Source organism: Streptomyces sindenensis, from assembly GCF_014649035.1.
Taxonomy (GTDB): Bacteria; Actinomycetota; Actinomycetes; order Streptomycetales; family Streptomycetaceae; genus Streptomyces; species Streptomyces sindenensis.
On the sequence record NZ_BMSG01000031.1, the window covers coordinates 14,223 to 26,279 of the forward strand.

General features: G+C 72.9%; 9 protein-coding genes. 7 read left to right on the plus strand and 2 right to left on the minus strand.

All coding sequences use genetic code 11. The annotated features are described in order from the left end of the window. Nucleotides 1-24: 24 nt before the first annotated feature. The 5 genes from IE145_RS26630 (at nucleotide 25) to IE145_RS26650 (ending at nucleotide 7,451) form a co-directional block, all read left to right on the plus strand. The gene (locus tag IE145_RS26630; protein ID WP_189527999.1) at nucleotides 25-543 is read left to right on the plus strand and encodes a hypothetical protein; all 519 of its coding nucleotides are present in this window, start codon (nucleotides 25-27) and stop codon (nucleotides 541-543) included. Next, nucleotides 513-1,937 carry a hypothetical protein gene (locus tag IE145_RS26635; protein WP_189528000.1) on the plus strand — a complete coding sequence of 475 codons (1,425 nt, stop codon included), beginning with the start codon at nucleotides 513-515 and terminating at the stop codon, nucleotides 1,935-1,937. The genes IE145_RS26630 and IE145_RS26635 overlap by 31 nt, the downstream gene beginning before the upstream one ends. Beyond that, entirely contained in the window at nucleotides 1,934-3,322 is a 1,389-nt protein-coding gene (locus IE145_RS26640; protein WP_189528001.1) for a VWA domain-containing protein, read from the plus strand. Before IE145_RS26635 ends, IE145_RS26640 begins: the two co-directional genes overlap by 4 nt. Nucleotides 3,323-3,429: 107 nt before the next feature. Next, on the plus strand, nucleotides 3,430-4,560 hold the full coding sequence (locus IE145_RS26645; RefSeq protein ID WP_189528002.1) for an ATP-binding protein: 1,131 nt from the start codon (nucleotides 3,430-3,432) through the stop codon (nucleotides 4,558-4,560). Beyond that, nucleotides 4,557-7,451, plus strand: a complete 2,895-nt coding sequence (locus IE145_RS26650) for a DUF5682 family protein (protein ID WP_229825835.1) — start codon at nucleotides 4,557-4,559, stop codon at nucleotides 7,449-7,451. The genes IE145_RS26645 and IE145_RS26650 overlap by 4 nt, the downstream gene beginning before the upstream one ends. 169 nt (nucleotides 7,452-7,620) lie before the next feature. Here the strand turns inward: IE145_RS26650 and IE145_RS26655 are convergent, their stop codons facing one another. Beyond that, entirely contained in the window at nucleotides 7,621-8,385 is a 765-nt protein-coding gene (locus IE145_RS26655; RefSeq protein WP_189528060.1) for an SDR family oxidoreductase, read from the minus strand. Nucleotides 8,386-8,644: 259 nt separating this feature from the next. On the opposite strand from IE145_RS26655, the gene IE145_RS26660 reads away from it, so the two are divergent. Next, nucleotides 8,645-9,532, plus strand: a complete 888-nt coding sequence (locus IE145_RS26660) for an SIS domain-containing protein (RefSeq protein WP_189528003.1) — start codon at nucleotides 8,645-8,647, stop codon at nucleotides 9,530-9,532. A gap of 82 nt (nucleotides 9,533-9,614) precedes the next feature. Next, the gene (locus tag IE145_RS26665) at nucleotides 9,615-10,484 is read left to right on the plus strand and encodes a class II fructose-bisphosphate aldolase (RefSeq protein ID WP_189528004.1); all 870 of its coding nucleotides are present in this window, start codon (nucleotides 9,615-9,617) and stop codon (nucleotides 10,482-10,484) included. Nucleotides 10,485-10,548: 64 nt separating this feature from the next. On the opposite strand, the gene IE145_RS26670 is transcribed toward IE145_RS26665, so the two are convergent. Beyond that, nucleotides 10,549-12,036 (minus strand): HAD-IA family hydrolase, encoded by a 1,488-nt coding sequence (locus tag IE145_RS26670; RefSeq protein WP_189528005.1) that lies wholly within the window; start codon nucleotides 12,034-12,036, stop codon nucleotides 10,549-10,551. Between the last annotated feature and the right edge of the window lie 21 nt (nucleotides 12,037-12,057).

The window sequence follows — 12,057 nt, forward strand, 5'->3', positions numbered from 1 at the left end:
GCGTGGACGTCCCCTTCGGCATGTATGGGAGTTGGCGCGTTGTCGGTCTGGGAGCAGTCGAGTACCGCGCGGGTGATGGCGCCCGCGCGCCCGCGGAAGCTGGCCAAGGTGCCATTCGTCGAACTGGCCGACGGGCGGTTGCAGGGGGTCGTCTCCAGCGGGTCGGACATCGGGCGGGTGTACGTGTCGTCGGTGGCGGCGCGGACGTACGCGTTCGCGTGCAGCACCAACAACAACCGGCCCTGCGGCGGTGCGCGCGGCATGTTCTGCAAGCACATCCAGGCGCTCGTCGGCGAGGCGGTGCTGCAGTACGGCGCCGAGCGCGTCGCCCGTTATCTCGCGGTGGAGCCCCCGGACGGGGAACCGGACGCGCAGTCCGTCACCGCCGCCATGGCCGCGACGCGGCCCGAGAAGGGTGATTCCTCGGCGGCCGCCCAGGTGTTCAGCCGGTTCCTGCGGCACCTCGCCTATCTCGAACTGGCCCCGGTCACCGCGCCGTTGCCCGAGATGCAGTGGTTCCCGCCGACGCGGGCGGTGGCCTGATGCGCGCCGATCTGCTGTCCGATCCGGTCGAGGGGCTCGACGAGGCGCTCGCCGCCGTCGAGACCTTCGACCAGGCGCTGGTGTCCGGTCTGCTGCGGCCGGGGGCCGCACAGGCGGCCGCGGTCGCCGGGCTCGCCGAGTCCGTCGCGGGGACGCCGCTGGCCGTCCGGGTCGCGGAGGCGGCCGAGCGGGCGGCGGCCGGGGCCGCCGGGGAGGATCACTTCGTGGCGCTGGCAGCCGCCCGCGGCGCGCTGCTCGGCTCCGTGCACGACGCGTTGACGCTGCGCATCGACGAGGCCGTCGGCAGGCCCGCCCCCGAAGAGAAGCCCGGCCCGGCCACCGCCGGGCCGGAGCACGGGACGAACCTTCTCGCGGCGGCTCGTACGTGGCTGTGCGACCTCGCGCGCAGCGGCTGGCGGGGCATCGACCACGAGCTGGTCGCCGGGGCCGCCCCGGTGGTCTCCGCGATGCTGCCCGAACCGGTTCTGCGCCGTCGGGCGACGCTGCTCGACGGGTTCGCCGCCGAGCTCGCCGCGTCCTGCCCGGGGGCGACCCTGGAGCGGGTTCCGGTGCGCCGCTGGGCCGATCTGTGGTCCCGTGCCCTGCTGTTGACGGTCCCGGGCTCCGCAGGGGAGCGGCCCGACGGGTCGGTGACCGGGCGGCTGCTGCCGCTCGGCGTCGATGTGCAGGAGCATGCGACGGCCGTACAGGCCCAGGTCCATGCCGTGTTCGAGCCTGCGGACGGGGGCGCGCCCCGGCTGGTGCGTGCCGGGGTGTCGGCGCCGAAGCCCGACACGGTCGTCGGGGCGGGGCTGTGGCAGCTGCTGCGTCCCCGGATGTCGTTGCTCGGTGCCGTGAGCGAGGGCCGCTCGATGGAGCTGGCCGACATGCCGGTGACGGCCGAGGGGGATCTGGTCTGGGACGACGAGCGGGCCCGTGCGGGCGAGCCGGCCGATCCCTTCGCCACGGCGCGGGTGAGGCTGTCGGCGGCGGCGGCCTTCCGGGTCGCTCCGCTGGACCGGCATCCCGTGCGGATCGCCGTGCCGGTGCTGCTGGAGGGGTACGCCGCACACAGCGAGGAGGGGCGGCTCGCGTTCGATCTCGCCGGGCAGCGCCTTGCCGTGGACACCGACCGGATACCCGCCGCCGGCCCGCTGACGCCCGAGGCGGTCGCCGCCTCCCACTCCTGCGTCGGTCTGCTGCGCTGGGATGCCGGGGAGTTCCTCCTCCAGCCGCTCGCGGTCGAGACGACCGTGCGGAAGAAGACCGTCGCCGTGCACGCCGGGGCGTGGGCGGGCGGCACCTCCGACAAGGCCGGTCTCCGGGCGGAGAAGGCCGCCACGGATGCCGTCGCCGTGCTGCGCGAGCGCGCCGGAAGGCTGTTGCGGAAATGACCGAGGACCTCACCGGGCAGTCGCCCGGCCCCGTCGCCGACCCGTCGCCTGCCGGGCCCGACCCGTACGAGAACCGCCGTCAGGTGCTGTACTGGCGGCTCCTGGCCCGTCTCCTCGACGGTGAGGAGCAGCCCGCCCTGGAGTCGGCGAGCCTGGGGGTGGTCGAGGACATCGGCCTGCCGTCGGCGCTGCTCGATCCGGGGACATCGCTCGACTCGGTGGTGCAGCGCCATCCGGAGCTGGCCGACGAGTTCGACGGGCTGATGACGCCACAGGACGATGCGGACGGCGCCCGTGACCGGGCGGCGGAGGTACGGCGCGCCGCGCTGGTGTCGAAGGTGCTGCTCAATGTCTTCGCGACCGGTTCGAGCGCGGTGACCGCCGAGCAGTTGGCGCGCTGGCAGTCCGACGCGGGCTGGCTGGAGCGTGCGCTGGGCTGTCCGCCGGGCGGACTTCGCGGCGGACGCGCAGGGGGCGCGGGTCTGGACGCCGGCGGTCTCGGCCCCGAGCTGGCGGCGATCGAGGCGGATCTCGTGGGGCGCATGCGGTTGCGGGAGGTGCTGGCCGATCCGGCGCTGGCCGCGCGGCTGACGCCCAGCATGTCGCTGATCGAGCAGTTGCTGCGGGACAAGGGCAATCTGTCGGGTGTGGCCCTGGCCAACGCGAAGTCCCTCATCCGCCGTTACGTCGACGAGGTGGCCGAGGTGCTGCGTACGCAGGTGGAGAAGGCCACCGTCGGCGAGCTGGACCGTTCGGTGCCGCCCAAGCGGGTCTTCCGCAATCTCGACCTGGACCGCACGATCTGGAAGAACCTCACCAACTGGAGTGCGGAGGAGGAGCGGCTGTATGTGGACCGCCTCTACTACCGGCACGCGGTGCGCCGGACGACACCGCAGCGGTTGATCGTCGTCGTGGACCAGTCCGGTTCGATGGTCGACTCGATGGTGAACTGCACCATCCTGGCCTCGATCTTCGCCGGGCTGCCCAAGGTGGACGTCCATCTCATCGCCTACGACACCCGCTCGATCGACCTCACACCGTGGGTGCACGACCCGTTCGACGTGCTGCTGCGCACGAATCTCGGCGGGGGCAACGACGGGCCCGTCGCGATGGCGATGGCGCGCCCGAAGATCGCCGAGCCGAAGAACACCGTCATGGTGTGGATCTCGGACTTCTACGAGTTCGACCGTTCCCAGCCTCTGTTCGAAGGCATCGAGGCCGTTCACCGCTCCGGGGTGAAGTTCATCCCCGTCGGCTCGGTGACCAGCTCCGGGCGGCAGGAGGTCAATCCGTGGTTCCGGGAGCGGTTCAAGGCTCTGGGCACGCCGGTGGTCTCCGGGCACATCAACAAGCTCGTGCACGAACTCAAGACATTCCTCACCTGAAGTCCTGCGGGGTCCTGCGGGGTGTGGTCGCTGCCCGTCATCGCGTGCGCTCCCCTGCCGTGCCCCCCTTCTTCTCACTTTTCCCGCCTGTTCAGAAAGGCTTTTTGATGTCCGACGTGTTGCGTGCCCCCGCCGAGACCAAGTACGCCGAGGAGCTCGACTGGCTGGAGTCGATCGACGACAGCCCGAAGCCGTTCTCCTGGCGGCTCTCCCCGAAGATGGTGCGGCTGTTCATCCTGGGTTCCGAGCGCGCCGACGGCCTGGACCGGGAGATCTCACAGAAGTGGTTCGGCGACCGGAGCTTCGTCGAACGGTCCATCGTCACCCTCGCCTCCGACCGGGGTCTGCTGCTGATCGGAGACCCGGGCACCGGCAAGAGCTGGCTGGCCGAGCTGCTGTCCGCCGCGATCTCCCGCAACTCCACGCTGGTGGTGCAGGGTACGGCCGGCACCACCGAGGACCACATCAAATACGCGTGGAACGTGTCCATGGTCATCGCCAAGGGGCAGTCGCGTGAGTCGATGATCCCGTCGCCGATCATGACCGCGATGGAGACGGGCGCCATCGGCCGATTCGAGGAACTGACCCGTTCCACCAGCGATGTCCAGGACGCACTGATCTCGATCCTCTCGGAGAAGTACATCTCCGTCCCCGAGTTGCAGAACGACGGTACGGACGCGGGCGACAACATCGTCTTCGCCAAGCCCGGCTTCTCGATCATCGCGACCGCCAACAGCCGCGACCGGGGTGTGAACGACCTGTCGTCCGCGCTCAAGCGCCGGTTCAACTTCGTACGCATTCCGGTCGTGACGAACAGGAAGAGCGAGGCGGAGATCGTCCGCTTCCGCACCGAGGAGCTGCTGCGCCGCCACGCGATCGACCTGGACGTGCCGCCGACGCTCCTCGACGTCCTGCTCCGGAGCTTCGCCGATCTGCGGGCCTCCGCAGCGGCGGCCGGCAGCGACGACGAGAAGCTGGAGTCCTCGCTGTCGACGGCCGAGCAGATCGGTGTGCTGGAGGACGCCGTCCTGCACAGCAACTTCTTCGGCGAACGCACCCTGACCGCCCGGACCCTCGCCTCCTCGCTCGTCGGCTCCCTCGCCCGGCGCGACCCCGAGGACCTCGCCATCTTCAACAAGTACCTGCACGGTGTCGTCGAGCCGCGCAGCAAGCAGGAAGGCGGCTCCTGGCCGGAGTTCCTGGACGGCGGCCGCGACACGATCGCCACGCTGTCATGACCGGGTCCCCCACGAACGGGCCCGGCCGGGCGCCCTCCACCGACGGGTCCGCCCCGACGTCCGCGAACAGCCCCGGGCAGGCGTCCTTCGCGGCCTTGCGCGAGCAGCTGCACGAGGCCGCGACCGCCTTCGCGGACGGGCCCGGCGCCCTGGAGGGCATCCTCCTCGGCATGGTCGACGACGTCGACCGGGCGGTGCGCGAGCCGCTGGAGATCTTCCCGGTCTGCCACCACTCGCCCGCCTCCGCCCTGGCCATGGCCCGGCGACTGCGCGAGAAGCAGCCCAAGGTCGTGTATCTGGAGCTGTGCGAGGACATGGCGCCGCTCCTGGACGAGCTGCGCAACTGCCGCCTGCCGGTGGCGGTCCAGGCGTTCGCGAGCGACGTCGACGGGTTCCCCGCCGAGTGGGCGCCGCTGTCGGTCGTCGCCCCGATCACCGAGGCGTCCGCCGAGTACCAGGCCATCGCGTACGCCCTGGACACCCCGGGCGTCGAGCTGGTTCTCGTCGACCGGTCCTCGGACCATGTCTTCCAGTGGGACAGCCGCCACGGCGATCGCACCCCGCAGGAGCCGCCCGCTCCGGCGGACGGGGTGCCGGAGCCCGAGGCGGCGCTGCACGGCGAGGCGGTCGGCGTGGAAATCGGCGACCTGCGGCCCCGCTTCGCCGAGCTGGAGGAGCATCTGCTGCGCCACGGCAAGGTGCGGCACTGGTCGGAGTGGTGGCACCAGTACGTCGAGGTGCCGCTCGGCGACAGCGATCACGAGGCCTACCGCCAGGTGATGTTCCTGGTCGGCAGCCTGTTCCGGCGGCTCGCTCCGGGCGACGGGGACCGGGTCCGCGTGGACGAGGACCGCGAGCGGTACATGTGGACCCGGATCCGCGAGCACCTGGCAGCCGGCGGGGCGGACCCGGAGGACTGCCTGTATGTGTGCGGCGCCTTCCACGCGGCCAGCCGGGTCGAGGAGTTCGGCGTGGCGGGCAGCGGATCGTTCACCGTCTCGCCCCGGTCCGCCACTACCTGGCAGCACGGGCTGATCCCGTCCAGCCATGCCGCGATCGAGGCGCAGTTCGGGCTGGCTCCGGGGTCGGTGTCGATCGCCGCGACCCAGTGGGCGAAGAACCTCAAGCGGACCCGGGTGCAGCCCTACCGGCTGGCGGGGCAGGACGGCGCGAAGAAGCCCCGCGCGACGAAGAAGACCGCCCCGGCCATCGCCGCTCCCCCGCCGGAGGCGGCCGATGACCGGCTCTCCGGGTTCCTGCGGCGACCGCCGGTCCTCGACACGCTGGACGAGGCCGAGCTGCTGGGCTGGTCGGTGGACATCGTGCGGGCCGCGCGGCGCAGCGGCTATCTGGCGTCGACCGCCGACGCCATCGCGGTGTTCGAGACGTCGATCCTGCTCGCCGGAATGCGGGACCGGGCCAAGCCCACCCCGTACGACTTCCAGGACGCGGCGATCACCTGCATCGAGAAGGACGCGGTGCCGGGCCGGCGCGATGTGCGGCGGCTCGTCGAGATCATGATGGGCGGCGACCGGATCGGCCGGGTCGGTTACGACGCGCTGCCGCCGCTCGCCCGCGATGTGCACGACCGGCTCGCTCCGCTGGAGCTGAAGCTCCAGCAGCGGGGTGTGCAGCGTGCCCTGCTGGACCTGAACTCCCGCCCTGAGCTGGCGGCGTGCTCGGACGTGCTGTGGATGCTGCGTCGGCTGATGCCGCACGGTGCGGCCCGGCCGATCATGGGTGAGCGGAAGCTCGGCGAGAGGTCGATCCAGGAGTCGTGGGACCTGGCGCTGGGCACCCATCAGCGGGCGCTCATCGAGCTGGGGTACGAGGGCGTGAGTATCGAGCAGGTCCTCGAACAGCGGCTGCGTCGCGATGCGTACGGGCCGCGGGCGACGACGGCGGTGGTCCTCGCCGCCGTCGAGGACGCCACGCTGTATCTCGGCAGCCGTCGGCTCGCCGATGAGCTGGGTGCCCGCGCCCTGGAGGTCCTCGCCGCCGAGCGCACGGTGGACGGGGCCCCGGAGGTGCTGCGCCGGGTGCGGGGGCTGCTGGCGTACTACCGGACCGCCGAGCCGGTGCTGCCGCCGTGGGTCGAGTCGTTCGTCAAGGCCGGTTACGCGCACTACTGCACCCTGCTGCCGACGGCGTTCACGGACGAGGACGCGACCGTGGGGCAGGTGGCGGCGATGCTGGGCTTCCTGTTCAGCATGGAGAGCCTCGCGCTGTCCCTGGGCTGCGACCGGGCCCAGCTGGAGCTGGCCGTCGCCCAGTCCCGCCCCACGGACCCGGAGCGGACGGCGCTGCTGTGGGCGGCGCAGGTGCAGCTCGGTGCCCTGTCGCGGGCCGAGCTGCGGGAGCGCTGCGGTGAGCTGCTGGCCAACCCCATGGTGGTGCCAGCCTATCCACGCTATCTGAGCGGCTTCGTACACGCGTTGGTGCCGGTGCCGGGGCTGGCGGACGTGGTGGTGGAGGCCGTGTCCAACGCGTTCGGGCGGCTGCCGGACCCGGTTCTGCTGCCGTGGCTGCCGAGCCTGATCACGACCCTGCGCGCCGGAGCCGCTGATCTGGCCCCGCTGTTGATCCGGGAGGCGGGGCGAATCTTCCCGGCCCGGCTCGCGGCGCTGGACGCGTGGGTGCCGCCGTGGCGGGAGGTGCCGGAGGCGGGTGCGCCGGACGGCGGCCGGAGGAGGGCGGCCGGTGGCGGGAGCCGTGGCGCCGGACTGCTCTTCGCCCACCCGGGGACGCTCGACGCGGTCGCGGAGCTGCTGGGCTGCGACGGTACGTGGGCCGCTTCCGGCGACGGCCCGGCGGGCGCGCACGGCGCCGCACTGGCGGGCCGTCACCCGGACACCGCGATCGCGTGGGAGTCGCTGCTCACGGGTGCGTGAGCGTGGTGTGCGGTGCCGGGGCGATTTGAGCCGCCCCGGCACCGGCCCGGGCATCGCTCAGGTTCCGGTGCCGCGCCGTCGCCTCTCCGCGCCCGGCACCCGCCCGCCGCCCTTCGCCCCACCGCCCCCCTTCACCCTTCGCCCCGTTCACCGCGCCGCCTCTCCGCCCTCAGAGCCCGATGCCGCCCGTGGCGTCGATGCTCTGGCCGGTGACCCAGCGGGAGTCCTCCGAGGCGAGGAAGCCGACGACGTCGGCGATGTCGGCCGGCTGGCCCATGCGGCCGAACACGGAGTGCGCGGCGAGAACCGCCGCGGCCTCGGGCGTCTCGCGCCGCCGGGCGTTCATGTCGGTCTCCACGAAACCGGGTACCACGGTGTTCGCCGTGATGCCTCGCTCCGCCACCTCCTTTGCCACCGCAAGCGTCAGTGTCTCCAGCGCGCCCTTGGTCATGGCATAGGTCACGGACTCCGGAAAGGACCGGTGGGCGGCGGCGGACGAAATGTTGATGATCCGGCCCCGGTCCCGCATCAGGGTCAATCCCCGCTGGATGAGGAAGAGCGGCGCTTTCACGTTGACCGCGAACAGGCGGTCGAAAACCTCGGGTGAGGCGTCACTTATGCGACCCGACCCGCTCACACCGGCGTTGTTGACGAGAATGTCGAGCACGGGGTCCTCTCCCCGGTCCGCCATTCCCGCGCCGAACGCCTCGTACAGGGCTTCGACGTCCCCCGGCACCCCCAGCAGGGACCCCAGCGCGAATGCCTGTCCGCCCGCGCGCGTGATCTCCTCGACCACTTCCTGCGCCACGTCTCCCCGCGCACCGTAGTGAACGGCGACCAGGGCCCCGTCACGTGCGAGCCGCCGGGCGATCGCCCGGCCGATCCCGCGGCTGGCACCGGTGACCAACGCGACCTTTCCCGTCAGCGAACTCATGAATCGTTCCCCCTGGCTCGGCCTTTCCGCAGATTTCGCGAAGCGCATTCACCCTACCCATCGGCCGCGACGAAATGCGCGACCGCGAAGTGGTGACCGCCCCGCCCCGGCAGTGGCACCCGGAGGCGACGGGAGCCGTGGACGGGGCGGGGCGGGCCGCACCGGGCGCACGAACCCGGCATCTGTCTGCTTGATATTGCTTGAAACGGCTGCCTAATATGCAGCTTCGAGCATCGATCGCCGCGAACAGGGAGCACTGATGACGCACGTGGCTCAGGAGCTGGCCAGCCAGCCCGACTGCTGGCAGGTGGCCGCCGGCATGGCGGACGGGCTGTCCCACCGGCTTCCGGCAGCGGGCGAGCGCATCGCCGTGGTCGGCTGCGGGACCTCGTACTTCATGGCCCAGGCCTACGCTGCCCTCCGGGAGGGCAGCGGCCAGGGCGAGACCGACGCCTTCGCCGCCTCCGAGTTCCCCGCCGGGCGCCCCTACGACCGGGTCGTGGCGCTCAGCCGCTCGGGCACCACGACGGAAGTGCTCGGGCTCCTCGGCCGGATCGGTGACACGACCCGCCGCACGGTGGTCATCGGCGACCCCGACACCCCGATGGCCGCCATGGCCGACGACACGATCGTGCTCGAGTTCGCCGACGAGAAGTCCGTCGTGCAGACCCGCTTCGCGACGTCGGCGCTGACCCTGCTCCGCGCCCATCTGGGGCTGCACAGCGACGCGGTCGTCGAGGACGCCCAGGTCGCGCTCGCCGAGCCGCTGCCCGCCGGTCTGGTGGAGTGCAGCCAGTTCACCTTCCTCGGGCATGGCTGGAGCGTCGGGCTCGCCAACGAGGCGGCGCTGAAGATGCGCGAGGCCGCGCTCGCCTGGACCGAGGCGTACCCGGCGATGGAGTACCGGCACGGCCCGATCAGCATCTCCACCCGCTCCACCGCGACCTGGATGCTCGGCGAGGCCCCGTCCGGGCTGATGGACGAGGTGCACGCGACCGGCGCCCGGTGGGTGGCGGGCGGCCTCGACCCGCTGGCGGAGCTGGTCCGGGTGCAGCGGCTGGCGCTGGCCATCGCGAACACGCGCGGCCTCGACCCGGACCGGCCGCGCCACCTCACCCGCTCCGTCATCCTCAGCACCACGGCCTGACGGCGACACCACGGCCCGACACGCCGGGCCGTCCCTTCCCGCCCGCCGGTCCTCAGCCGCTCAGCCTCATCCCGGAGTCGCCATGCCCCTCGCCGCCACCGGCGATCTGATCGCCGAGGCCACCGCACAGCACCGTGCGGTCGCCGCGTTCAACGTCATCACCCTGGAACACGCGGAAGCCATCGCCGAGGGCGCGGAGGCGGCGGGGTCACCGGTGATCCTGCAGATCAGCGAGAACGCCGTCGCCTACCACCGGGGCCGGCCGCGGCCGATCGCGCGCGCCGCGGCGGAGGTCGCGGCCCAGGCCGCCGTCCCCGTCTCCCTGCACCTCGACCATGTGCAGTCGACGGAGCTGTTGCACCGGGCGGCGGACTGCGGTTTCAGTTCGGCGATGTTCGACGCCGCGCGCCTGCCGTACTCGGAGAATCTGGCGGCCACCCGCGCCGCCGTCGTCTGGGCGCACGAAAGGGGCCTGTGGCTGGAGGCCGAGCTCGGGCAGGTCGGCGGGAAGAACGGGGAGCCGCCGCTGAACGCCCATGCGCCCGGGGCGCGTACGGATCCCGAGGAGGCGCGGTCGTTCGTCGCGGCCACCGGGGTCGACGCGCTGGCCGTGGCGATCGGCACCTCGCACGCCATGACCTCGCGGGACGCCGTCATCGACCACGATCTGCTGGGCGGACTGCGGGCGGCGGTGCCGGTTCCGCTGGTGCTGCACGGTTCGTCCGGGGCCTCCGACGAGGAGCTGGCCCGCGCCGTGGCGGGCGGGATCCGCAAGGTGAACATCGGGACCGCGCTGAACATCGCGATGACCGGGGCGATACGGGAACGGCTGGCCCAGGACGACCGGGGCGTGGACCCGCGCCGGTATCTGGCGGACGGCAGGGACGCGATGGCCCGGACCGTGACCCGGCTGATGGCGGTGCTGGCCCCGGGGCGGGCGCACGCCGCGTGACGACGAGGACGGCGGGGACGGCGGGCGGTGCGCCCGTCGGCCCCGGCGTCTTCATGACGTCTCATCAGGCCCTCCCCTCCGGCCCCCAGTCCCGCAGCAGGGCCGTGAGGTCCGCCCGTACCCGACGCCCCGGGGCCGGCGCGATCGACCCCGCCGACGGCACGGCCAGTACCCGGCAGCCCGCCGCCTCCGCAGCGGCGACCCCGGTGGGGCTGTCCTCGACCGCCAGACAGGCCTCGGGCGGCAGCCCCAGCCGCGCGGCCGCCTTGAGATAGGGGTCCGGGAAGGGCTTGGAGCGGTCGCTCTCGCCGTCCGCCACGGTCGTACGGAACGCCTCGCCGCCCAGGGTGCGCAGGACCGTGTCCACCACCCGGCGCGGCGAGGCCGACACCAGAGCCGCGGGCGGGCCTTCCCTCTCCAGCCGGTCCAGCAGGACACGTGCTCCGGGCCGGAGTTCCACGCCCGCCGCGACCGAGGCGAGGAACGTGTCCTCCAGCTCGGCCTCCAGCCCGGCGACGGTGGTGGGCTCCGGGCACAGCTCCGCGAGGGTGACGGCCGTGTCGGCGCAGGTGCGGCCGAGGACCGAGGCGCCCTCCGCCTCGGTGAGATGGTGACCGTGGGCCGCCGCGACGGCACGCGACGCCTCCAGCCAGAGCGGCTCGGTGTCGACAAGCGTGCCGTCCATGTCGAGGAGCACACCGCGCGGCACGGTGGACACCTCCCGGCCGTCGAGCGTCCAGTGCGCGTCGGGCGTACGGTCCAGGGCCGCGTACACCAGGGCGGCGGCGTCTTCGTGCCGGACGGGGCGGGCGGGGCGGGCCCCGGCGGTGACGTCCGGGCCCGCGCAGGCGAGCCAGGCGGTGCGTTCGGCCGGGCTGTCGCCGCCGTGGCCGCCCTCGTCGCGGTGCCCGTGGTCGGTGACGACGAGGACGGTCCAGGCCTCGTCCCCGTACGTGGGCCGGGCGCGCAGGGCGGCGAGGAGGTCGCCCAGACGGTGGTCGGACGTCTCGACCGAGGTCTCGTACGCGGTGCCGCAGCCGAGATGGTGGGCGGTCTCGTCGGGGGCGCCGAGGTAGACGAAGGACGCCTCGGGATCCTCGTGGGTGAGGACGGCCACCGCGTCGCGCACGGTCGAGGCATCGGCCTCCTCCCAGGCGGCGGGGGTGTCGGCGGCCGGTGCGTGGTGGGTGAGCCGGGTGGGGCGACGGAGCATCGGGCCGCCGTCGGCAACGGTGACCAGCGGTTCCCAGGCCGCCGCGACATAGGTGCGGCGGCCGTCCTGACGGGCCAGGCGGGTGGCGAAGTCCGGGAAGACGCCGAGGCGGTGGCCGCTGAAGTCGTTGCTCCACACGGCGTGCTTGGTGACGCGGACGCCGGTGACGACGGTCGCCCAGCACGGGCCCGACATGGTGGGGGTCTCCTCCCCCACGGTCACCGGGGCCAGGAAGCCGGCGTCGGCCACCGCGTCCAGGTGCGGGGTGGGCACCCGGCGCAGGGTGTCGAGGCGCACCCCGTCGATGCCGACGACGAGCACACGGCGGGCACGGGACATGGCGGGTCTCCCGGTGAGGTA